Consider the following 22,510-nt stretch of genomic DNA (forward strand, 5'->3'; position numbering starts at 1 on the left):
TTGCCTCTTCATTGTATTTGCCGCCACATGATGCGACGACTGCCGCCCACGGATTTTTCCAGCAGCTCGGTGATATTGCCGCTGGAGTCGTTGACGATCATGTTGGTGGCCCCGCTGGCGCTGACCACAGCGCTCAAGGTCGGGATACCACCCGTGAACACCACCCCGCTGGAAATCGTGTCGGAGCTGTTGAGTGTGCCATCACCGTTGGTATCGAGCACCGCATAGTTGAGCATCTTACCGTTGAACGCATCCAATTCGATCAGTTTGCCGGTACCGAAGCTGGCGCACGGGTCGGTGGTGTCCACGGCGGCCGTGGTAAAGACCACGCGCCCTAGCACCAGGTTGGCCGGGTTGATTACCCGCTCCCCGGTCAGCGCATTGTTGTACACCAACGGCAGGTACCAACCCTTTTTCGTCGGATAAGCCACGTCGGTCTGGCTGGTGGTCACGAACTGCCCCGTGTTGCCTGAGAACACACCCGTGATCGACTGGGCCTGCAGGCTCGACACGGTGATTTGCCCGGCACCGCCGGTGGCGTCCCATATCGAGTAGAACCCTTGCAGGTCCTTGTTGAGTTTATCAGCCGTTTCGTTGAACTTGCCGGTGCCGAAAAACACCTGGGTACCGCCCTGCGGGTTGTCCGCCAGCAGCGGTTGAACGGTGATCGGCTGGGTCGAGCCCCCGGGGGCGGTGAACAACGGCTGGCCGGAAAATGCCACGCCCCAGGTGGTCGGAGAGGTGCCGCTGAGGTCGAACTTCCACATCCGCCCTTTCAGGTCGCCACCGTATGCCGCCTGCACCACATTCTGGGAGTTGACCCGCAGCTTGACCGACGACAAGCCATTACCGGTCTCGTTGCTGTTAACAACAATTTTCCTGATCAACGAGCCGTCACGGATATCCACCACGTACAACGCCGCGACACCGCTGTTGCTGCCGTAGCCGTTGGAGATGAACGCCGCCCAGCGCCCATCCGCCAGGCGGGCGACTTCGGGGCGGGCGTAGGCGTAACCCAGGTCATTGAAGGCGTTGGTCGTGTTGGCAACGGCTGGCGCGCTGATTTCCCACAATGCCCGCAACACATTGCCCGCCGTCGCATCGAACAGCTGGACCGCGAAGAATGTCTTGCCCCCGGCACCGGTGCCACCCAAGGCCACCGTCTTCCAGGCACTCCCCGATTGCGTATCGAATACGCCGATCTGTCCGTCCACTAAAAACTTGTGGCTCACACCATTGACGTAGGTAGTGTCGGCAATGCTCTGCAACGATGGCAGCACGCTCGACGGCATATAAGCATAGCGCCGCGTACCGTTTGCACTGTTGATGACGCTGAAAAAACCGTCGTTGGCGTTCACCACCAGGCTGGTGTTCATGTTCGCCGCCTTGGTCGTCAGGTACGTGCTGTAGCTGGTGTCGTTGAGCAAATCCGCAGCGGTCTGTTCATTGGGTGATGCCAGTACCAGCGGCGAATTGATGATGTCCCCCAGCAAGACACTGCGCACCTTCAAACCGGTTTTGTTGACGCCCTTGCTCCACTCCACTAGGTCGTTACCGGTGACCCCCGTCGGTAGGCTCTGGCTGAGGCTGGTTTGCTGAGCCGTCGAAAAGTTGCTGTAGGCCAGGGTCACGGGCACGTTGGTCGCCGTGTTCCAGGATTGGTAAATCGGTGCCGTGGCGCCGGGCACGATGGCGGTGTCGGTGGTCCACTGCACCGCGGCCCTGTTGACCGTACCTGTCGCGGTGAAGCCGAACGCCCGGAGCGTACCGCGCCAGTCCTTGGGGTTATAGGTGGTCTGGTAGTAACTGGAGGTACTGGACAACGTGGCGGCGTTGGTCGTACCAGCGCCCCCGGAACCGGCCTTGGAAGTGATATCGCTCAGGGCGGAGGCCAATGCTGAGTTCAGGCCTTCGCTGTCGCTCGCTTGGTAATACTTGCCTGCGCCATAGCGAGCGGCGTCGGACAACATCGGGTTGCTGGCGGTAAACCCCACGGTGTAGGTATTGAGGTACTGCCGGGGAAAATCCGTGGCATTCCAGCTCTGGCCGGTGGCGTCGGTGCCGGTGGAACGCATATCGATGTCGAAGGCGAACTTGGCGATGTCATCCAGGTAAAGCGTGTCACCCTCGCCATCACCATTGAGATCGGCGCCATCGTTGTTGATGCCATCCCAATTCGGCAGCCGAGCCAAGCCCAGCGGGTCGTTGGTGGGGAACGTCCGATCAAAGGTGGGTAGACCGTCAGTGATCACCACGCCGAAATTTTTCTGGCAACGGTACTGGATCGGGCTGGTGTAGGTGCTCGGCGTGCCGTTGAAGTAAGGCGCCATGCCCCTGAAGTAGCGGGTGACTTCGTAATAGCTCTCGGCCAGCGGCGTATTCGCCACGGCACCCAAACCGTTGATCGCATTGATCAGGGCACTGTAGTTGCTGTTGGCCTGGGCCTGGGTCACGCTGCCGCTGACCGGCGACAGGTCGCTGATGGCACGGGCAATGTAGCCCCCAGGGCCGGAGTTGCTGAAGCTGGGTGGGTTGAAGGTGGCGAGGCCGATGCGTAGGGCGCGGTTATTGGCGACCAGATCGTTGGACACGCTCTGTGCCACGTTGATTCGGTAGTCATCAGGTATTGAGCCGCTGGTGAAGTCCCGGTTCGACCCATTGGACAAGGTCAGCAAATAAGACAGGTATTTGGCTGTGTAACGCGTATTCCCGTTACCCACCGGGTCGGGGAGTCTCAGGCAGACATCTCCAAGATCGCTTCGATAAAAGCCATACCAGTTGCCCGCCTTGGAACAACCGCCTCGGGACAGGCTCGCCAGCAAAACATTGCCATCGTCCATATCCAGTCTGGCAATGCTGTTGCAGTGATTATTCGACTCGCATGTATAAACAGTCGGCCGGGACACATTCGGATCAAACCCCGCCGCCCAGATAATGTTGTTCATGCTCCCCGAATCATCGATCAGCAGCATCACGTTGGGCGTAACGGCGGCCGCACTCAACAAGGGCGAATCCGAAGGCGTGAACGCATAGACCGGGGCCGCCAGGTAAAGGCCCAGCAACGCCCCCCACAACGCCTGCCACCTGCCGCGAAGCACCTTAGTATTTCGCATAGATGCTCTCCACCACGCTGCGCTGGTTATTGCCCACCACCGCCACCGCCGTGATCCGGTACAGCGTCGCTGAGGTATTGACCGGGACGTTGACCGCCGCAAGCGTAGTGCCGATGTTCTGCACACCATAAAACCCGCCGGCAGCGGCAACCCAGGTCACCCCCGAGGATGAATAATGCCCTGCCGCCTTAACGGTCGCCGACTCGGGCGGCGGCGCACATTGGATCGTGGTGGTACAGACGGGCAAGGAATAGGTCTCGACCTGCACCGCACTCTCACCCACCCTCAACGCAGCCTCGGCGATCTGGAAGGACTGGTTGCGTTGCATGACGCTGCTGGTCATTTTTTCCTGAAGCGTGGCGCTCTGCATCGACGACAGGCCAATCAGCGTCAGCAACAACAGGAAAACCAGGCTGACCAGCAGTGCCATGCCCCGCTGGCGATGCTTGAGACTCATCGATCGCCCCCTCATAGAAGCCGGTTGCGCAAAGCGGCAACCACATTGAAGGTCTGCTCGCGCACGGTGTTTCTCGGATCAAAGAGCGTCAGGCTCAGGCGCACGCTGCGGATCAGTGCCGGGTCTGCCGGGTTGCCGGTGTAGCTCGACGCTGCGATGTCCGTGGCGCTGCCGGCCACGCCAAACATCACGTCGAACGCCCGTACGTTGTCCACCAGCACCGACAGGGTCGGCGGATTGCCGGTGCCGCTGCCCAGCAGCAATTGGTTGTTGTTGAAGCTGTAGACCAGTCGGCGGATCGGGAAGGCCAACTGCCCCGCCGCTGGCACCCGTGCTTTCGAGTAGGCCGTCGCCGAGGTACGGCAATCGGAGGCGACGGTCCAGGTCGGCACGCTGCCGCCACTCCCAATGTCCGCTGTTACCAGGGTCAATCTCCGGTTGGTGTTATCCCAGCGGATTGGAGTGGTCTGGCTGGCAGCGAAACTGTTATCCGTTGAAGCGTCGATGATGGTCGCCAGGCAACCGAACATGCCCACCATGCGAATCTCCTGGACCATTTTGCTCAAGGCAAATCGCGCGTCCTCCTGCATCACCGCGGCGGCACTCTGGCTGACATAGGTATTTTTGGCGGCAATGAAAATCTGCACGACACCCAGCACGACGATCAGGCTGAGCACCAGCGCGATCATCAGCTCGATCAGGCCAAAACCACGACTGTGCCTGTTCATGGCTTCGTTCCTAGCGGATCGACAGCGACGCGGCTGGTCAGCACGAAGCTGCGCCGTGCCTCGGCCGCGTTGGTGGTGTTGGCGGCCCGGTCGTCGTCCCAGGAAATGGTGATGGTATAGACCCGCTGGTTCAGCGCAATGGTGCCAGTGGCCGTGGCGCCGCCGAAGGCAATGATATTGGTCTTGAAATCGTACAGGTCCTGGTCCCGGGCCACGTTGAGGTTCGGCGAGCTGGGCGGTGTGAGGGTGTAGTCGGCACCGGAGTTGGCGCGAATGCGGTCCAGCAGGTCGTAGGCAATGAAGCTGGCCTGGCTGGTCATGCGCGAACTGTCGGTGTACTTGAGCGCATTGAGCTGGATCATCGCCGCCCCCAGCAAACCGACGCCGAGAATCAGCACCGCCACCAGCACTTCGATCAAGGTCATGCCGGCCTGTGCCCTCTTACTGCAACCCCTCATCCGCAACTTCCACCCAATACGATTCTTCCATTGAGACAAACACTCAGCGTCCTGCTCTGCGCCCCGCGTACATAATTGAAACTCACCGGCGTGGCCGGTGCCGACAACCCGCCGAGGTTGTTGAAATCAATATTGTTCACCTCTGAGGTTAGCGTCAGAGTCGCGCCGCTGCTCATTGCTGGAACAACCCGCAATACAATGGCCTGCGTTCCCGTACTGTCATACACCGTCAGTTCGCCGCTCCAGACACTGTCCTGGGCCGTGGGACGAATGCGTGTAGTGACACCACGGTCGATCGCCTCCATCCGGGCAAAGTTCAACGCCCGGCGCAAGTCGCCGATCTCGGTATCAGCCTTGGTGCTCTGCAGCGAGCCGGTGAATGACGGCACCGCCATGGTGATCAGGATCAGCAACACGCCAAGGGCCACCAGCACCTCGATCAGCGTGAAACCTTTTGTACGAAGATCCATCGATGCCCTCCGTTGCCGTCGGCTATACCTGCTTCTACACGCTAGAACAAACCACCGCCGTATGTGCGGTTGTTTCGGTTTACCGCGCTCGTCGTTTTCGTACTCCAGGGAGGAGACGTCATGTATCAACAGGGCTTCAGCCTGATCGAACTGCTCATGGGACTGGCAATCGCCGCAATTGTTCTGCCGTGGGCCGGCGCGAGCTACAAAGAGCTGATCGAATCCATCGAACGCGAGGACACCGCGCAATTGCTGATCAGCGGGTTACGCATTGCCCGCAGCGAAGCCATCACGCGTAACCATCGAGTTTTGATCCAAGGAATAGATAATGACTGGGGCAAGGGCTGGCGAATCATGCTGGACAACAAGGAGAAAACCTTGCTGATGGAACGCACCGCAAACGCCCGTGTGATCGGCAACCAGCCGATGAGACGCAGGGTGTGGTTCGGCAACCAGGGAGCAGCCCTGTACCCCAGCGGCGCATTCCTGGCCGGCAGGCTGCATGTCTGCGCCAAGCGCGGACCGGTCAGCCACCATCAAGTGATACTGGCGCCCTCCGGCCGCGTCCACCTGGAAAGCGTCGAAGCCGAACAGGCGCTGTGCGAGAAAGGACTTAAAGCAAGGAGCGCACGCGCAGCTCTTTCGGCATCGAGAACGTGATGTTCTCCTCGCGACCGGCCAGTTCATCGGCACCCGTTGCGCCCCAGGCCTGCAACTGCTGAATCACGCCGCGCACCAGGACTTCCGGCGCGGAAGCGCCGGCGGTGATGCCAATGCGCTCGACCCCGTCGAACCAGTTGCGTTGCATGTCCTCGGCACCGTCGATCAGGTAGGCCGGTGTGGCCATGCGCTCGGCCAGCTCACGCAAGCGGTTGGAGTTGGAACTGTTAGGGCTGCCGACGACCAACACCACATCGCATTCGTTAGCCAGTTGCTTGACCGCATCCTGGCGGTTCTGGGTGGCGTAGCAGATATCATCCTTGCGCGGCCCGCCGATGGCCGGAAAGCGCGAGCGCAGGGCATCGATCACACGGCTGGTGTCGTCCATGGACAGGGTCGTCTGGGTAACAAAAGCCAGGCTCTCAGGGTTACGAACCTGCAAGGCCGCCACGTCTTCCTCGTCTTCGACCAGGTAGATCGCACCGCCGTTGCTGGCATCGTACTGGCCCATGGTGCCTTCGACTTCCGGATGGCCTTCATGGCCGATCAGGATGCATTCGCGACCGTCACGGCTGTAGCGCGCCACTTCGATGTGCACCTTGGTCACCAATGGGCACGTCGCGTCGAAGACCTTCAGGCCACGACCGGCGGCTTCGGTGCGTACCGCCTGGGAAACTCCGTGGGCGCTGAAGATCACGATGACGTCGTCCGGCACCTGGTCCAGTTCCTCGACGAAAATGGCGCCGCGGCTGCGTAGGTCTTCAACGACGAATTTGTTGTGGACCACTTCGTGGCGCACGTAGATCGGCGGCCCGAAAACTTCCAGGGCGCGGTTGACGATTTCGATCGCCCGGTCCACACCGGCGCAGAAGCCACGGGGGTTGGCGAGTTTGATTTGCATGCTGTGCCTCGTGTCTGTGGGAGCGCTAATTGCCGTTAACTCTTAAACCGCCTTGACCTCAAGGATTTCAACTTCGAAGGTCAAGGATTTGCCCGCCAGCGGATGGTTGAAGTCCACGGTCACCTGAGCGTCGTCGAAAGCCTTCACTACACCCGGCAGCTCGGTATTGGCCGCGTCGTTGAAGATCACCAGCAAGCCCTGGGACAGTTCCATGTCCTGAAACTGGGAGCGTGGCATGGTCTGCACGTTTTGCGGGTTGGGCTGACCAAAGGCGTTTTCTGGCGGTACGACCACGGTGCGCTTGTCGCCAGCCTTGAAGCCGAAGATCGCCGCTTCGAAGCCTGGCAGCAGGTTGCCATCACCGACCTTGAACACCGCCGGGGCCTTGTCGAAGGTGCTGTCGACGGTGTCACCGTTTTCCAGATGCAGGGCGAAGTGAAGCTTCACTTCAGTGTTTTGAGCGATACGCTGCTCAGTCATGGATGGCTTCTCCGGTTTTCTTGCTCTTGAACATGTCCAGGGCGAGCATCACGGCACCCACGCTGATGGCGCTGTCGGCAAAGTTGAACGCCGGGAAATACCAGCGGTTCTGCCAATGCACCAGAATGAAATCGATGACGTGGCCCAGGGCGATGCGGTCATAGAGATTGCCCAAGGCGCCACCGAGCACCAAGGCCAGCGCCACCGCCAGCCAGGTCTCATTGCGCCCCAAACGTTTGAGCCAGACCACCAGCACGGCGCTGACCACGACGGCAATCAAGGCGAAGAGCCAGCGCTGCCAGCCCGAACTGTCGGCCAGGAAGCTGAATGCCGCCCCGGTGTTGTAGGCCAAGGTCCAGCTGAAGTAGTCGGGAATGATCACGATCTGCTGGTACATGGTCAGCGAGCTCTCGAAGTAGTGTTTGCTGGCCTGGTCGATGACCAGTACCAGCACACTCAACCAGAGCCAGCCCAGCCGCCCGAAGCGGCCCGCCGCGTTAGGCATAATGACGAACCTCACCGGTGCCGCTGATGTTGTCGACGCAACGACCGCAGATTTCTGGATGCTCCGGGTTCACGCCAACGTCTTCGCGGCAGTGCCAGCAACGGGCGCACTTGGTGTGGTTCGACTTGACGATCTTCAGTTTCAGGCCGCTGACTTCAGTGGTCACTGCATCGGCCGGCGCCTGCACGAAAGGTGCAACGCTGGCGGTGGAGGTGATCAGCACGAAGCGCAGCTCGTTGCTCAGCTTGGCCAGATCGGCACTCAGGGCGTCTTCGGCGTAGAGGGTCACTTCGGCCTGCAGGTTGCCACCGACGGCCTTGGCCGCGCGCTGGATTTCCATCTCCTTGTTGACCGCCGCCTTGACCGCCATCACGCGATCCCAATACGCGCGGTCCAGCTCGAAGCCTTGCGGCAGTTCGGTCAGGCCTTCGTACCAGGTGTTGAGCATCACCGATTCGTTACGCTTGCCCGGCAGATACTGCCACAGCTCGTCGGCGGTGAACGCCAGGATCGGTGCGATCCAGCGCACCAGCGCCTCGCTGATGTGGAACAGCGCGGTCTGGCACGAACGACGGGCCTTGCTGTTGGCGCCAGTGGTGTACTGGCGGTCCTTGATGATGTCGAGGTAGAAACCACCGAGCTCCTGCACGCAGAAGTTGTGGATTTTGGAGTAGACGTTCCAGAAACGGTACTCGCCGTAGTGCTCCTGCAACTCGCGTTGCAGCAACAGGGTACGGTCCACGGCCCAACGGTCCAGCGCAAGCATTTCTTCGGCCGGCAGCAGGTCGGTGGCCGGGTTGAAACCGGTCAGGTTGGAAAGCAGGAAGCGCGCGGTGTTACGGATGCGCCGGTAGGCGTCCGCGCTGCGCTGCAGGATCTGCTCGGAAACGGCCATCTCGCCGGAATAATCGGTGGACGCAACCCACAGGCGCATGATGTCGGCGCCGAGGGTGTCGTTGACCTTCTGCGGTGCGATCACGTTGCCCAGGGACTTGGACATCTTGCGGCCGGACTCGTCGACCGTGAAACCGTGGGTCAGCAACTCGCGATACGGCGCGTGGTTGTCGATGGCGCAACCGGTCAGCAGCGACGAGTGGAACCAGCCGCGGTGCTGGTCCGAGCCTTCCAGGTACAGGTCGGCACGCGGGCCGGTCTCGTGGCCCATTGGGTGCGAACCGCGCAGCACGTGCCAATGGGTGGTGCCAGAGTCAAACCAGACGTCCAGGGTGTCGCTGATCTTGTCGTACAGCGGCGCTTCGTCACCCAGCAACTCGGCGGCATCCATCTTGAACCAGGCGTCGATGCCTTCGGCTTCGACGCGCTTGGCCACGATCTCCATCAGTTCGACGGTGCGCGGGTGCAACTCGCCGCTTTCCTTGTTCAGGAAGAACGGGATCGGCACGCCCCAATTGCGCTGGCGGGAGATGCACCAGTCCGGACGGTTGGCGATCATCGAGTGCAGGCGCGCCTGGCCCCAGGCCGGCACGAACTGGGTTTCTTCGATGGCCTTGAGCGAACGCTGGCGCAGGGTGTCGCCGCTGGTGGGCTGCTTGTCCATGCCGATGAACCACTGCGCGGTGGCGCGGTAGATCAGCGGGGTCTTGTGCCGCCAGCAGTGCATGTAGCTGTGTTCAATGACGGTGGTGTGCAGCAGCGCGCCAACTTCGGTCAGCTTGTCGACGATGGCCGGATTGGCTTTCCAGATGAACTGGCCGCCAAAGAACTCCAGCGACGGTGCGTACACGCCATTGCTCTGCACCGGATTGAGGATGTCGTCGTTGACCATGCCGTATTTCTTGCAAGTCACGAAGTCGTCGACGCCATAGGCCGGCGCGGAGTGAACCACGCCAGTGCCTGCGCCCAGTTCCACGTAGTCGGCCAGGTACACCGGCGACAGGCGGTCATAGAACGGATGACGGAAATTGATCAGCTCCAGCGCCGAACCTGGCGCGGTGGCGACCACCGATCCTTCGAGGTTGTAGCGCGCCAGGCAGGATTCGACCAACTCTTCGGCCAGCACCAACAGCTTGTCGCCGACGTCGACCAGGGCGTAGTTGAATTCCGGATGGACGTTCAGCGCCTGGTTGGCCGGGATGGTCCACGGGGTGGTGGTCCAGATGACGATCGACGTCGGCTTGGCCAGCTTGCCCAGGCCGAAGGCCGCGGCCAGCTTGTCTTCATCAGCGATCGGGAACGCGACGTCGATGGTCGAGGACTTCTTGTTCTCGTACTCGACTTCCGCCTCGGCCAGGGCCGAACCGCAATCGAAGCACCAGTTCACCGGCTTGAGGCCCTTGAACACGAAGCCACCCTCGACGATTTTCGCCAGGGCACGGATTTCGCCGGCTTCGTTCTTGAAGTCCATGGTTTTGTACGGGTTGGCGAAGTCGCCCAGCACGCCGAGACGGATGAATTCGGACTTCTGCCCTTCGATCTGCTCGGTGGCGTAAGCACGGCACAGTTCGCGGGTCTTGTCCGCGCCCAGGTTCTTGCCGTGAGTCACTTCGACCTTGTGCTCGATCGGCAGGCCGTGGCAGTCCCAGCCTGGGACATACGGCGCATCAAAACCCGACAGGGTCTTGGAGCGGATGATCATGTCCTTGAGAATCTTGTTCAGCGCGTGACCGATGTGGATAGTGCCGTTGGCGTACGGAGGGCCGTCGTGCAGGACGAACTTCGGACGATCCTTGCCAATTTCGCGCAACTTTCCGTACAGGCCAATGCTGTCCCAACGCTGCAGAATCTGTGGTTCGCGCTGAGGCAGGCCGGCCTTCATTGGGAAGGCGGTGTCCGGAAGGTTTAGCGTGGCTTTATAGTCGGTCATTTAAGGCTCTTCATTAGCGATTGGCGCTGGTTGCGGCAAGGGCACGGGCGGCGGCGATATCTGCATGGATCGCCGTCTTGAGCGCCTCCAGAGAGGCAAAACGCTGCTCTTCACGCAGCTTATGGTGGAAAACCACCGTCAAACGCCGGTCATACAGATCGCCGGCAAAATCCAGAACATGTACTTCAAGGTGGGCCTTACCATCGCCCTGGACCGTGGGTCGCACGCCGATGTTGGCGACGCCGGGCCAGGTCTTGCCGTCGATCTCGACACTCACCAGGAACACCCCGGTCAGCGGCACACGACGACGCTTGAGTTGCACGTTGGCCGTCGGCGTGCCCAATTGGCGCGCCAGTTTCTGCCCGTGCAGGATCCGCCCGGCAATCCGGTACGGCCGGCCAAGCAAGCGCTCGGCCAATTCGAAGTCGCCAGCCGCCAGGGCATTGCGGACCTGGGTGCTGCTGACACGCAAGCCATCGATCTCGACCGTCTGCGCCGCTTCGACAGTGAAGCCCTGGGTCATACCGGCCTGTTGCAGGTAATCGAAATCCCCGGAGCGGTCGCAGCCAAAGCGGAAATCATCGCCGACTTCCAGATGCTTCACATCAAGACCGCCCACCAGGATGGTATCGACGAATTCGGCGGCACTGAGCTTGCTCAGGCGCTGGTTGAAGGCCAGGCACAGGACCCGGTCGACGCCTTCGGCGGCCAGCAGTTGCAGCTTGTCCCGCAACCGGGCCAGACGGGCCGGGGCGGTTTCCGGGGCGAAAAACTCCCGCGGCTGCGGCTCGAAGATTACCACGCAGCTCGGCACGCCCAATTCCAGCGCACGCTCGCGCAGCCGCGCCAGGATAGCCTGGTGACCACGGTGAACACCGTCAAAGTTGCCAATAGTGGCGACACAGCCCCGATGTTGGGGGCGCAGGTTGTGGAGGCCTCGAACCAGCTGCATAACGCGCTTCTTGCTCATAAAGTGGCCGATTATAACCACACCCGGCGGTCGACGACAGGCAACACCGCACCCCAAAGTGATCGAACCGACAAAACCACTGCCCGACCCGGGATTATCGAGGGCCGCTCCTCAGCTCAAGGCCTTGCGGTTGAAGTCGCGCAGACGGAACCCCATCAGCAGCAACATGCCGAAATACGCCACCACGCCGGCAACCACCAGAGCCCCCAGGCGCAGGAAACGCTCGAGCATCTGCCCTTCGCCCCAAGCCGGCATGAAATGCATCGCCCCCAGCAAAACCGCCGACATCACCGCCACGGCGACCAGCAGCTTGAGGCCGAACTTGCCCCAGCCCGGCTGCGGTTGATACATCTTCTGCTTGCGCAACTGGTAAAACAGCAACCCGGCGTTGAGACACGCGCCGGCGCTGATCGCCAGGGCCAGGCCGGCGTGGGCCAACGGGCCGATAAGCAACAGGTTGAACAATTGGGTCATCGCCAGGGTGAAAATGGCGATTTTCACTGGTGTGCGAATGTTCTGCTGGGCATAGAACCCCGGCGCCAGCACCTTGATCACGATGATCCCGAGCAAGCCCACCGAGTATGCGATCAACGCACGCTGGGTCATCAAGGCGTCGAACGCATTGAATTGACCATATTGGAACAGCGAAACCGTCAGCGGCTCAGCCAGGATTCCCAGGGCCAGGGAACAGGGCAAGACCAGCACGAAACACAGGCGCAGGCCCCAGTCGAGGATTCGCGAGTATTCCTGGCGGTCCTGACTGGCGTAGGTCTTGGCCAGGGTTGGCAGCAGGATCGTACCCAGGGCCACACCCAGCACGCCGGACGGCAACTCCATCAAACGGTCGGCGTAATACATCCACGACACCGAGCCGGCCACCAGGAAGGAGGCAAAGATGGTGTTGATGATCAGGGAAATCTGGCTCACCGACACCCCGAGGATCGCCGGCAACATCTGCTTCATCACCCGCCACACGCCGCTGTCGCGCAGGTTCAGCCGTGGCAGCACCAACATGCCGATCTTTTTCAGGTGCGGCAGTTGATAGAGTAATTGCGCCAGGCCGCCCACCAGCACTGCCCAGCCCAGGGCCATCACCGGAGGATCGAAATACGGCGTCAGGAATACTGCGAACACGATCATGCTGACATTGAGCAAGGTCGGCACGAAGGCCGGTACGGAAAAGCGGTTCCAGGTATTGAGGATCGCCCCCGCCAGGGACGACAGGGAAATCAGCAATATATAAGGAAAGGTCACCCGCAGCAGGTCCGAGGTGAGCTGGAACTTTTCCGGGGTGTCAGTGAAACCCGGGGCCGTGGCCCAGATCACCCAGGGCGCGGCGAGCATACCGGCAGCCGTGACCAGCGCCAGCACCAACGTCAGCAGACCGGTGACGTAGGCAATGAATGTGCGGGTCGCTTCGTCGCCCTTTTGGCTTTTATATTCCGCCAGGATCGGCACGAAGGCCTGGGAGAACGCCCCCTCAGCGAAGATCCGCCGCAGCAGGTTGGGCAATTTGAAGGCGATGAAGAAGGCGTCGGTGGCCATCCCGGCACCAAATATCCGCGCAATCAACGTATCGCGAACGAACCCCAGGACGCGGGAAAGCATCGTGATAGAGCTGACGGCAGCCAACGATTTGAGCAGATTCATGAAAAGAGTTTTTGCCTGTCGATAAACAGCAGGCGAACAACGCGCCCACTTGTGCGATACTCCGCGCCGCTAAACAGTGCAGAGCCAAAGCCCGCGAGTTTACAGGTCGCACGCCGGAAAGAAATCCTTCGGTGCGCAGCACCTGCCATTCAGCGGAACGCGTCACCCGCCCTTGACAAGACTTCAACTCATCGGCATGATTCGCGGCCTATTTTGTTTGCTATTTCCCAAAAAGTCTTTCGAGGAGCTCGACGGTGGCCAACACACCTTCCGCCAAAAAACGTGCAAAACAGGCTGAGAAGCGTCGCAGCCACAACGCCAGCCTGCGTTCCATGGTCCGTACCTACATCAAGAACGTAGTTAAGGCCATCGACGCAAAAGACGCTGAAAAAGCTCAAGCTGCTTACGTTCTGGCTGTGCCAGTTATCGACCGTATGGCCGATAAAGGCATCATCCACAAGAACAAGGCTGCTCGTCATAAGAGCCGCCTGAATGGCCACGTAAAGGCCCTGAACGTTGCCGCTGCTGCCTAAGCGACACGCTCATTAAAAAACCGACCTCAGGGTCGGTTTTTTATTGCCTGCGGTTTAATACCCCTCCTTGCGGGAGCGATGGATCCGCTTGTCCCAATACTGAGCGCACAGGCTCACCCCTACATTGGTTCTCGGACGCTGTATATCCACTGCTCACCACAGGCCCCTTGTGGGAGCGAGCCCGCTCGCGATGGCGCCAGTGAAAACAGACACCTGCACTAACGCCCCGCACTACCCCCCAAAACTGAAAACCACCGGCTTGGGCGAAGGACTGAACCGGTCACCAATCTGGACACCCGTTACAATTTCCCTCGCCCCGAGGCGGCACGCACTCATAAGTCAGCGCGAACCAGCGCCCTTCGCACCACTGGAAAGTCTTTTTTGCAGGTGTCGCGCCAAGGACCCTCTGGCGACTACCCCACCGAAGCCGGAACGCCGCCAACGCCGAAGCCCCGACAAAAACCGAACACCCCAATGCAAACAACAACAAAAACACACGCACACGAATCCCTTCGCGCCAAAAGCACAACAAATCCATGAAAAAAAAAGCGAGCCGATCGGCTCGCCCGCTATTCGCGACTTAACGCCAAGGCAAGATCGGAATAGCCGTCACCGCGTTCTGCGGGCTGCCCTCGATCACGCGATCACTGTAGACCAGGTACACCAGCGTATTGCGCTTCTTGTCGAGGAATCGCACCACTTGCATGGTTTTGAACACCAGCGAAGTGCGCTCGCGGAATACCTCTTCGCCATCCTTGAGCTCACCCTTGAAGCTGATAGGCCCCACCTGACGGCAGGCGATGGACGCCTCGGCGCGATCCTCGGCCAGGCCCAGACCGCCTTTCACGCCGCCGGTCTTGGCCCGCGACAGGTAACAGGTCACGCCGTCCACCTTGGGATCGTCGAACGCCTCGACCACGATCCGATCGTTCGGCCCGACAAACTTGAACACCGTCGACACCCGACCAATTTCTTCGGCCGAAGCCAGCAGCGGTACTGCCAACAGCAAGCCGATCAACCCTTTTGCCAAACTCATGATTTTTCCTTAGACGAGGATCAAGTTGTCACGGTGAACCAGCTCGGGCTCCGCCATGTAACCCAACAGACCGACAATCGCATCAGACGACTGACCGATGATTTTCTGCGCTTCCAGCGCGCTGTAGTTGGCCAGGCCCCGAGCGATCTCGCGACCGTCCGGGGCCACACACACCACCATTTCGCCCCGACGGAAACTGCCCTGGACCAGCTTCACACCGACCGGCAACAGGCTTTTGTTGCCCTGGGACAGAGCCGACACCGCGCCAGCGTCCAGCACCAAGGTGCCACGGGTCTGCAGATGCCCAGCCAGCCACTGCTTGCGTGCCGCCAACATGCCGCGCTCCGGGGAGAGTAAGGTGCCGATGCGCTCGCCGGCTTTCAGACGATCCAGCACCCGCTCCAAGCGTCCACCAACAATGATGGTGTGAGCCCCGGACCGCGCCGCCAGACGCGCAGCGCGCAGCTTGGTCTGCATGCCGCCACGGCCCAGCGCACCACCAGTGCTGCCCGCCACCGCGTCCAGCGCCGGATCGTCGGCACGGGCTTCGTAGATCAGTTTGGCATCGGGATTGTTGCGCGGATCGGCGTCGAACATGCCGTCGCGATCCGTGAGAATCACCAGCAGGTCCGCTTCCACCAGGTTCGCCACCAGCGCGGCCAGGGTGTCGTTATCGCCGAAACGGATCTCGTCGGTAACCACCGTGTCGTTCTCGTTGATCACCGGGATGACTTTCAGCTCCACCAGCGCCCGCAAGGTACTGCGGGCATTGAGGTAGCGCTTGCGGTCGGACAGGTCGTCGTGGGTCAGCAGGATCTGCGCCGTATGGCGACCGTGCTCGGCGAAACTTGATTCCCAAGCCTGCACCAAGCCCATCTGGCCAATGGCGGCGGCAGCCTGCAGCTCATGCATCGCGCTGGGTCGCGACGCCCAGCCCAAACGACTCATACCGGCTGCCACAGCCCCCGAAGAGACCAATACCAGCTCGACGCCAGCCTCATGCAAGGCCACCATCTGCTCGACCCACACCGTCATCGCCTGACGATCCAAGCCCTTGCCATCCGCTGTCAGCAGTGCGCTGCCGATCTTCACGACCCAGCGCCGCGCCCCCGTCACCTTGCTCCGCATCATCTTCAACCTTTGCCAGCGAACGGCGCGACCCAGCGCCGCCCATAGGATTATTCGTATTTGCGTCTTACAGACACCAAAACGCCGCTCGAATGAGCGGCGCCTTGGAAACCGGCTGGTTGCGATGATAACACCGCACCGAAACACTTGAACCTGCCCCCGAGAATCCTTGGAGGGATGAGCCTGCGGGAGCAAAACCTTCTCGCAATGACGTCATCACACCCAACATCTTTGCCGGCCGTAAAATCGCTATCGCGAGCAAGCTTTGCTCCCACAGGTTCGCCCACATGGGCCTTAGCCCCAACTGGGCGGCATCAGCACAAGATCAGTCACGAACGTAGATGATTTCCGGACCGTCTTCGTCATCCACATCTTCTTCGTCCCAATCGTCGTCACCAATGTCATGGACCGACTTGACGCCACTGCGACGCAGGGCACGCTGGTCGTCCAGCGCCTGCAACTGGGCACGAGCCTCATCTTCGATGCGCTGATCGAGTTCGGCCAGCTCTTCCTTGTAGGCCGGATCGTTGGCCAGGCGGTCAGCGCGATCTTCCAGGTAACGCATGATGTCGTGGCACAGGCGCTCGGTGCCCTCTTTGGCGATGGCCGAGATCACGTAGACCGGACCTTCCCACTCTAAGCGATCAACGATTTCCTTGACCCGCGCCTCATGCTCTTCTTCAAGGATCTGGTCGCACTTGTTCAACACCAACCAACGGTCGCGCTCGGCCAGGGCCGGGCTGAACTTGGTCAGTTCGTTGACGATGACCTCGGCAGCATCGGCGGCATTGGTCTCATCCAACGGCGCCATGTCCACGAGGTGCAGCAACAGACGGGTACGGGACAAATGCTTGAGGAAACGAATCCCCAGGCCCGCGCCCTCGGAAGCGCCTTCGATCAACCCCGGGATGTCCGCGACCACGAAACTCTTCCAGCGATCGACGCTGACCACGCCCAGGTTCGGCACCAGAGTGGTGAACGGGTAATCGGCCACTTTCGGCTTGGCCGCCGACACCGAGCGAATGAAGGTACTTTTACCGGCGTTCGGCAGACCCAGCAGACCCACGTCGGCCAACACTTTCATTTCCAGTTTCAGGTCACGCTGCTCGCCCGGCTTGCCCGGCGTGGTCTGGCGTGGCGCACGGTTGGTACTGGATTTGAAGCGGGTATTGCCCAGGCCGTGCCAGCCGCCATGGACGACCAGCAAACGCTGGCCTGCCTTGGTCAGATCGCCAATCACTTCCTGGGTCGCGGAATCGATCACCGTGGTGCCGACCGGCACGCGCAGGACCAGGTCTTCGCCCTTCTTGCCGGTGCAGTCGGTGCTGCCGCCGTTGGAGCCACGCTCAGCATCGAAGTGCCGGGTGTAACGATAGTCAACCAGGGTGTTGAGGTTTTCGTCGGCGAGCATGTAGATCGAGCCGCCGTCACCTCCGTCACCACCGTTAGGACCACCGTTTTCAATGAATTTTTCCCGACGGAAACTCATGCAACCATTGCCGCCGTCGCCAGCCTTTACTCGAATCGATACTTCATCAACAAACTTCATGACACACGCCTCTCGCCATACGGACGAGCCAAAAAAACAAGACATAAGACTCTTGCAAAAATGAGCGCAGCGACCTGATAACACGCCCCAACCGCAGCGCCGACAGCCCATACAAACAGTTTTGCAAGAGACTCACCCCACAAACGAAAAAGCCCCGTCGCAAGACAGGGCTTTTCCAGCGATCTCGCAATTAAGCTGCGACAACGCTCACGTAACGGCGGTTGAACGCGCCCTTTACTTCAAACTTGATCACGCCTTCGATTTTCGCGAAGAGGGTGTGATCTTTACCCATGCCAACACCGTAACCGGCGTGGAATTGGGTGCCGCGCTGACGCACGATGATGTTGCCCGGAATGATTTTCTGGCCACCATACATCTTCACGCCAAGGCGTTTGGCTTCTGAGTCGCGACCGTTACGGGTACTACCACCAGCTTTTTTGTGTGCCATGAGTTCAATTCTCCTAGTGAGGAATTAGGCTGAAATTAAGCCTGAATACCGGTGATTTTGATCTCGGTGTACCACTGGCGGTGGCCCATACGCTTCATGTGGTGCTTACGGCGACGGAACTTGATGATGCGGACTTTATCGTGACGACCCTGGGAGATCACTTCAGCCACAACGGTAGCGCCAGCAACGACTGGAGCGCCGATATTCACGTCATCGCCATTGGCGACCAACAGAACGCGATCAAAAGTCACGGATTCGCCGGTAGCGATTTCCAGTTTTTCGATCTTCAGGTATTCACCTGGGGCGACCTTGTATTGCTTGCCACCAGTAACAATTACTGCGTACGACATGGTATTTCTCCGATAATCCTGCTCACCCAGCGCTTTATAAGAAGAGGTATTGGCTGGCATGGCTGCATGGGCTGGAAGGCCCTAATGCAATTGCGTAAGGCAGGTGCTGCCCAGGAAGTTCAGGGTGCGCGATTGTACGCAAGGCGCAACAGCCTTGCAAGTAGCCGTCCATCGCGCCTTGACAGGCCTGGGTGGGGGTCCTAGCATGCCGCGCAACCCTTCTGGAGCACCTGTCGCTGATGCAACCCCAAGCTTTCTACCGCACGGTGGCGGACGATTTTAGCGCCGTCGACGGCATCATCAAGAAGCAGCTGACTTCCCGAGTGCCGCTGGTATCGAAAATCGGCGACTACATCACATCGGCCGGCGGTAAACGCCTGCGGCCTTTATTGGTGTTGTTGTGCGGCAAGGCCCTGGGTCGCGAAGGCGACGACATGCGCCTGCTGGCCGCCACCATCGAATTCCTGCACACCGCGACCCTGCTGCACGATGACGTGGTCGACATGTCCGGCATGCGGCGCGGCCGTTCGACCGCCAACGCCATGTGGGGCAATGCTCCCAGCGTGCTGGTGGGCGACTTCCTGTATTCGCGCTCGTTCGAAATGATGGTCGAACTGGGCTCGATGCCGGTGATGAAAATCCTGTCCCAGGCCACACGCATCATCGCCGAAGGCGAAGTGCTGCAATTGTCCAAGGTGCGCGATGCCAGCACCACGGAAGAAACCTACATGGAAGTCATCCGCGGCAAGACCGCGATGCTCTTCGAAGCCTCGACCCACAGCGCCGCCGCCCTGGCCGGTGCCAGCGCCGAGCAGAGCGAAGCACTGCGCACCTTCGGCGACCACTTGGGCGTGGCCTTCCAGTTGGTGGACGACCTGCTCGACTACAAGGGCGATGCCGAGACCCTGGGCAAGAACGTCGGTGACGACCTGGCCGAAGGCAAGCCGACCCTACCGCTGATCTACACCATGCGCGAAGGCACACCAGAACAGGCCGCTCTGGTCCGCCAGGCGATCCAGAAAGGCGGGATCGAAGACCTGGAAAGCATCCGTGTCGCAGTTGAAGCGTCCGGCTCGCTGGACTACACCGCCAAACTGGCCCGGGACTACATTGCCCGCGCGATCAAATGCCTCGACGCCCTGCCGGCCAGCGAATACCGCGATGCGCTGGTGGAACTGAGCGAGTTTGCGGTGGCGCGTACCCACTGATCCACAAGGGGCTTTTCGTGGGCGCAAGGCTTGCCCGCGATGGCGACGATGCGGTCCTTCAGACACCGAGTCGCCTGTATCGCGGGCAGCCTTGCTCCCACAAGTCCCCTCGCCACAGGGCTTCGAACGCAGCACCGCCCCTCCTCTGCAACAAAACCCTATATAATGTGCGCCCTTTTGCCCTCCTGATACCCAAGGAACCTTAGTGAGCACGTTGCCTCCCTGCCCGAAATGCAATTCCGAATACACCTACGAAGACGGTACTCAACTGGTCTGCCCGGAGTGTGCCCACGAATGGTCCGCCAGCGGCGAAGCTGAAACAGTGTCCGACGATACCGTGATGAAGAAAGATTCGGTCGGCAACGTCCTGCAGGACGGCGATACCATCACCGTGATCAAGGACCTCAAGGTCAAGGGCACGTCGCTGGTGGTCAAGGTCGGCACCAAGGTCAAGAACATCCGCCTGTGCGATGGCGACCATGACATCGACTGCAAGATCGACGGCATCGGCCCGATGAAACTCAAATCCGAGTTCGTCAGAAAAGTCTGATCCTGCTGTATTCCATCCCACACCCCACATGTGGGATGGAACTTCGCCCTCTCCGCTTCGACCCCATTTCTCGGGCGCTATCCAAGCGCCAGCCGTTCTGAGCCGCCATAACCCATCGTCAGAAAAACAATCGCAACGCCAATAGAGACTTGCTATTTAGCGAATAAGAATTATTCTCATCGAACCCCATCAAGGAGATGAGAACCATGACTTATTTGATCGATGCCTGGCTGGACCGCCCACACCCCTACCTCAGGATCCTGCATCGGGAAACCGGGGAAGTCTGTGCGGTGCTTGAAGAAGAAGCCTTGAACGAGCTGCAGGACCAGGGGGATCTGGACCTCAACAGTCTCAACTCCAGTGAGCCGATGGTGCTCAAGGAACTGGTGCGCAACCTGTTCCTGTTCTGCTACGCCCGGGCGTTGCGCCCCACGGGTGATTTCAGCGGCAGGTTCCACGGATGAGCACAAAGAACCTGTGGGAGCGAGCTTGCTCGCGATGGCGGTCGGTCAGTCGACATTTTCGTTACTGACACACCGCCATCGCGAGCAAGCTCGCTCCCACAGTTTTTATCCGGCGGTAAAACCGGACAGGGCCTTACAGTACGTCCAACAGCTCGACATCAAACACCAGCACGCTGTGTGGTGGAATGCTGCCAACGCCTTGAGCGCCGTAAGCCAGTTCGCTTGGCACGTACAGGCGCCATTTGCTGCCAGCATTCATCAGTTGCAGTGCTTCGGTCCAGCCTGGGATCACGCCGCCTACCGGGAATTCGGCTGGCTGGCCACGATCGTAGGAACTGTCGAACACAGTGCCGTCGATCAGGGTGCCGTGGTAATGGGTACGCACCTGGTCTTCACGGGTCGGCTTGGCGCCTTCACCCTGGGTCAGCACTTCGAATTGCAGGCCGGAAGCCAGAGTGGTGATGCCTTCACGCTTGGCGTTTTCGGCCAGGAACGCACGGCCTTCGCCAGCGGCGGCTTCAGCCTTCGCTGCGGCTTCGGCTTGCATGATTTCACGAATGACCTTGAAGCTGGCGGACATCTCGTCCTGGCCCACGCGGCTTGGCTTGCCGGCGAACGCGTCGGTCAGGCCGGCCAGGATCGCATCCAGGCTCACGCCCGGTGGCGGGTTGTCGCGCAGTTGGTCGCCCAACTGACGGCCAATGCCGTAGCTGACGCGGGTTTCGTCGGTGGACAGGTTAACTTCGGACATGATGCTGCTCCGCTGTGCGGACGGCTCGAGAGTTGCCGTGTGCCACGGCGTCTCCCGGAGCGCCCGGAACCAAAAGGGCGAGCAGACTAGCACAGATGCCACTGCTGGTGACGAGCCCCCCCGGCGTCAAAGCGACCTGCCAGAAACGACAACGCCCGCCTGCAATTTGCCAGGCGGGCGTTGCGCCAGCGCGGTGAACGGGCCTCAGTGCTTGGTCAGTTTGTCCAGGTACCCCATGGCAAATGCCGAGACCACGAAAGTCATGTGGATGATCACGTACCACATCAGGTGCTCGGGATCGACGTTCTTGGCGTCCATGAAAATGCGCAGCAGGTGGATGGAGGAAATAGCCACGATCGAGGCGGCGACTTTCATCTTCAGCGATGAAGAGTCCATGGTGCCCAGCCAGTTGAGCTTTTCCTTGTCCTCGGCGATGTCCAGTTGCGAGACGAAGTTCTCGTAGCCGGAAATCATCACCATCACCAGTAGGCCACCCACCAGTGCCATGTCGATCAGCGACAGCAGCACCAGGATCAGGTCGGACTCAGCCATGGAAAACACGTTGGGGATGACGTGAAAGACCTCCTGGAAGAATTTCAGCGCCAAGGCTAGCAAGCCCAGGGACAGCCCGAAGTAGATCGGCGCTAGCAGCCAACGGGAGGTGTACATTGCGTTTTCGATAAAGCGTTCCATTGAATCTCACACCTGGGCTGAAAAATCGCGGCGAGTATATCAGCCACGATCGGCCCCACAAACGTCGGGACCCTCCCTGATCCCTGCCCTTGTGTCAAAATTTTACTGCCGGTGCCCGTGCAGTGCTGGCCTTTAATGCAGCGGACGAAACTCGAAGCCACCGACGTTGCGACAACGGCCTCCATTGATTTCACGCAGCTGGGCTTGCATGTGCAGGGACCATATCTGCGGGTCGTCGGCCAGCTCGTAGCCGTGCAATGTCAGGTTCTGCACAATGGTGTCGAGGATGGATTCGGCGGCAGTCGGGCCGGGGAATGGCCCTTGGGCCTTGATGGCGGAGGGTTGTTCGCCAGCCATTCCGGCGGCGAAGAGCAAGGTCCACATCCCGGTATCCCCCGCCAGGGGGCGAATGGCGCATTCGATACGGGTGACAAGGCCCAGGCATTGACGAGTGAGGCAAAGGTTGCGCGACATGGCGGCGCCCCTCGGTAGATCCGGTATTCAGCCCCAGGAGGAGGCTGTTTCGATCCGATCGATGACTCTCGTTATCCTTGAGCTGAGGATAGAAGAAAAGTTCTGGTCGC

At 60.2% G+C, this 22,510-nt stretch carries 24 protein-coding genes; 5 read left to right on the forward strand and 19 right to left on the reverse strand.

Features of this window, described 5'->3' with window-relative positions; translation table 11 throughout:
• Window positions 1-8: 8 nt before the first annotated feature.
• Genes AACY31_RS17815 through AACY31_RS17835 form a run of 5 tightly spaced genes read right to left on the reverse strand, consistent with a single transcriptional unit; the run spans window position 9 to window position 5,226 of the window.
• Window positions 9-3,113, reverse strand: coding sequence for a pilus assembly protein (locus tag AACY31_RS17815; RefSeq protein ID WP_339481667.1), 3,105 nt, complete (start codon window positions 3,111-3,113; stop codon window positions 9-11).
• Window positions 3,100-3,570 carry a pilus assembly PilX family protein gene (locus tag AACY31_RS17820; RefSeq protein WP_339481669.1) on the reverse strand — a complete coding sequence of 157 codons (471 nt, stop codon included), beginning with the start codon at window positions 3,568-3,570 and terminating at the stop codon, window positions 3,100-3,102. The genes AACY31_RS17815 and AACY31_RS17820 overlap by 14 nt, the downstream gene beginning before the upstream one ends.
• Window positions 3,571-3,581: 11 nt before the next feature.
• The gene (locus AACY31_RS17825) at window positions 3,582-4,298 is read right to left on the reverse strand and encodes a PilW family protein (protein WP_339481671.1); all 717 of its coding nucleotides are present in this window, start codon (window positions 4,296-4,298) and stop codon (window positions 3,582-3,584) included.
• Window positions 4,295-4,756: a type IV pilus modification protein PilV gene (pilV, locus tag AACY31_RS17830; protein WP_339481673.1), complete on the reverse strand. Its 462-nt coding sequence runs from the start codon at window positions 4,754-4,756 to the stop codon at window positions 4,295-4,297. The genes AACY31_RS17825 and pilV overlap by 4 nt, the downstream gene beginning before the upstream one ends.
• Window positions 4,753-5,226 carry a GspH/FimT family pseudopilin gene (locus AACY31_RS17835; protein ID WP_339481675.1) on the reverse strand — a complete coding sequence of 158 codons (474 nt, stop codon included), beginning with the start codon at window positions 5,224-5,226 and terminating at the stop codon, window positions 4,753-4,755. Before AACY31_RS17835 ends, pilV begins: the two co-directional genes overlap by 4 nt.
• Window positions 5,227-5,346: 120 nt before the next feature.
• On the opposite strand from AACY31_RS17835, the gene AACY31_RS17840 reads away from it, so the two are divergent.
• Window positions 5,347-5,886, forward strand: coding sequence for a GspH/FimT family pseudopilin (locus AACY31_RS17840; RefSeq protein WP_339481677.1), 540 nt, complete (start codon window positions 5,347-5,349; stop codon window positions 5,884-5,886).
• On the opposite strand, the gene ispH is transcribed toward AACY31_RS17840, so the two are convergent.
• The 6 genes from ispH to murJ form a co-directional block, all read right to left on the reverse strand.
• Window positions 5,840-6,787 (reverse strand): 4-hydroxy-3-methylbut-2-enyl diphosphate reductase, encoded by a 948-nt coding sequence (gene ispH, locus AACY31_RS17845; protein WP_339481678.1) that lies wholly within the window; start codon window positions 6,785-6,787, stop codon window positions 5,840-5,842. The genes AACY31_RS17840 and ispH overlap by 47 nt on opposite strands.
• Before the next feature lie 42 nt (window positions 6,788-6,829).
• Entirely contained in the window at window positions 6,830-7,267 is a 438-nt protein-coding gene (gene fkpB, locus AACY31_RS17850) for an FKBP-type peptidyl-prolyl cis-trans isomerase (RefSeq protein WP_339481679.1), read from the reverse strand.
• Window positions 7,260-7,772: a signal peptidase II gene (gene lspA / locus AACY31_RS17855; protein WP_339481680.1), complete on the reverse strand. Its 513-nt coding sequence runs from the start codon at window positions 7,770-7,772 to the stop codon at window positions 7,260-7,262. Before lspA ends, fkpB begins: the two co-directional genes overlap by 8 nt.
• Window positions 7,765-10,596 carry an isoleucine--tRNA ligase gene (ileS, locus tag AACY31_RS17860; protein WP_339504905.1) on the reverse strand — a complete coding sequence of 944 codons (2,832 nt, stop codon included), beginning with the start codon at window positions 10,594-10,596 and terminating at the stop codon, window positions 7,765-7,767. Before ileS ends, lspA begins: the two co-directional genes overlap by 8 nt.
• 13 nt (window positions 10,597-10,609) lie before the next feature.
• Window positions 10,610-11,548, reverse strand: coding sequence for a bifunctional riboflavin kinase/FAD synthetase (gene ribF / locus AACY31_RS17865; RefSeq protein ID WP_339481683.1), 939 nt, complete (start codon window positions 11,546-11,548; stop codon window positions 10,610-10,612).
• Between the two features lie 129 nt (window positions 11,549-11,677).
• Window positions 11,678-13,216, reverse strand: a complete 1,539-nt coding sequence (gene murJ, locus AACY31_RS17870) for a murein biosynthesis integral membrane protein MurJ (protein WP_339481685.1) — start codon at window positions 13,214-13,216, stop codon at window positions 11,678-11,680.
• Window positions 13,217-13,470: 254 nt separating this feature from the next.
• On the opposite strand from murJ, the gene rpsT reads away from it, so the two are divergent.
• Entirely contained in the window at window positions 13,471-13,749 is a 279-nt protein-coding gene (gene rpsT / locus AACY31_RS17875; protein ID WP_003185593.1) for a 30S ribosomal protein S20, read from the forward strand.
• A 580-nt stretch (window positions 13,750-14,329) separates the two neighbouring features.
• On the opposite strand, the gene AACY31_RS17880 is transcribed toward rpsT, so the two are convergent.
• From AACY31_RS17880 to rplU, 5 genes are all read right to left on the reverse strand, one after another.
• Complete coding sequence (locus AACY31_RS17880) at window positions 14,330-14,785, reverse strand: CreA family protein (protein WP_339481687.1); 456 nt, start codon at window positions 14,783-14,785, stop codon at window positions 14,330-14,332.
• 9 nt (window positions 14,786-14,794) lie between these two features.
• Window positions 14,795-15,913, reverse strand: coding sequence for a glutamate 5-kinase (gene proB, locus AACY31_RS17885; RefSeq protein WP_339481724.1), 1,119 nt, complete (start codon window positions 15,911-15,913; stop codon window positions 14,795-14,797).
• Between the two features lie 325 nt (window positions 15,914-16,238).
• On the reverse strand, window positions 16,239-17,462 hold the full coding sequence (gene cgtA, locus AACY31_RS17890; RefSeq protein WP_339481689.1) for an Obg family GTPase CgtA: 1,224 nt from the start codon (window positions 17,460-17,462) through the stop codon (window positions 16,239-16,241).
• A 190-nt stretch (window positions 17,463-17,652) separates the two neighbouring features.
• Window positions 17,653-17,910, reverse strand: a complete 258-nt coding sequence (rpmA, locus tag AACY31_RS17895) for a 50S ribosomal protein L27 (RefSeq protein ID WP_003176049.1) — start codon at window positions 17,908-17,910, stop codon at window positions 17,653-17,655.
• A 35-nt stretch (window positions 17,911-17,945) separates the two neighbouring features.
• Complete coding sequence (rplU, locus tag AACY31_RS17900; RefSeq protein WP_003176051.1) at window positions 17,946-18,260, reverse strand: 50S ribosomal protein L21; 315 nt, start codon at window positions 18,258-18,260, stop codon at window positions 17,946-17,948.
• Between the two features lie 239 nt (window positions 18,261-18,499).
• On the opposite strand from rplU, the gene AACY31_RS17905 reads away from it, so the two are divergent.
• The 3 genes from AACY31_RS17905 to AACY31_RS17915 all read left to right on the forward strand — a co-directional run bounded on the left by AACY31_RS17905 (window position 18,500) and on the right by AACY31_RS17915 (window position 20,482).
• Window positions 18,500-19,468 carry a polyprenyl synthetase family protein gene (locus AACY31_RS17905; RefSeq protein ID WP_339481691.1) on the forward strand — a complete coding sequence of 323 codons (969 nt, stop codon included), beginning with the start codon at window positions 18,500-18,502 and terminating at the stop codon, window positions 19,466-19,468.
• A 205-nt stretch (window positions 19,469-19,673) separates the two neighbouring features.
• Window positions 19,674-20,018 (forward strand): zinc ribbon domain-containing protein YjdM, encoded by a 345-nt coding sequence (locus AACY31_RS17910; RefSeq protein WP_339481693.1) that lies wholly within the window; start codon window positions 19,674-19,676, stop codon window positions 20,016-20,018.
• 206 nt (window positions 20,019-20,224) lie between these two features.
• Window positions 20,225-20,482: a PA4570 family protein gene (locus AACY31_RS17915; RefSeq protein ID WP_339481694.1), complete on the forward strand. Its 258-nt coding sequence runs from the start codon at window positions 20,225-20,227 to the stop codon at window positions 20,480-20,482.
• A gap of 133 nt (window positions 20,483-20,615) precedes the next feature.
• Here AACY31_RS17915 and AACY31_RS17920 read toward each other — a convergent pair whose 3' ends face one another.
• The 3 genes from AACY31_RS17920 to AACY31_RS17930 all read right to left on the reverse strand — a co-directional run bounded on the left by AACY31_RS17920 (window position 20,616) and on the right by AACY31_RS17930 (window position 22,400).
• Window positions 20,616-21,233 (reverse strand): FKBP-type peptidyl-prolyl cis-trans isomerase, encoded by a 618-nt coding sequence (locus AACY31_RS17920; protein ID WP_003205746.1) that lies wholly within the window; start codon window positions 21,231-21,233, stop codon window positions 20,616-20,618.
• A 204-nt stretch (window positions 21,234-21,437) separates the two neighbouring features.
• Window positions 21,438-21,926, reverse strand: coding sequence for a TIGR00645 family protein (locus AACY31_RS17925; protein WP_339481696.1), 489 nt, complete (start codon window positions 21,924-21,926; stop codon window positions 21,438-21,440).
• A 132-nt stretch (window positions 21,927-22,058) separates the two neighbouring features.
• Window positions 22,059-22,400 (reverse strand): PA4575 family protein, encoded by a 342-nt coding sequence (locus tag AACY31_RS17930; protein ID WP_339481697.1) that lies wholly within the window; start codon window positions 22,398-22,400, stop codon window positions 22,059-22,061.
• Between the last annotated feature and the right edge of the window lie 110 nt (window positions 22,401-22,510).

Origin of the sequence: Pseudomonas sp. RL_105y_Pfl2_101 (assembly GCF_963970585.1) — a bacterium.
Classification (GTDB): domain Bacteria; phylum Pseudomonadota; class Gammaproteobacteria; order Pseudomonadales; family Pseudomonadaceae; genus Aquipseudomonas.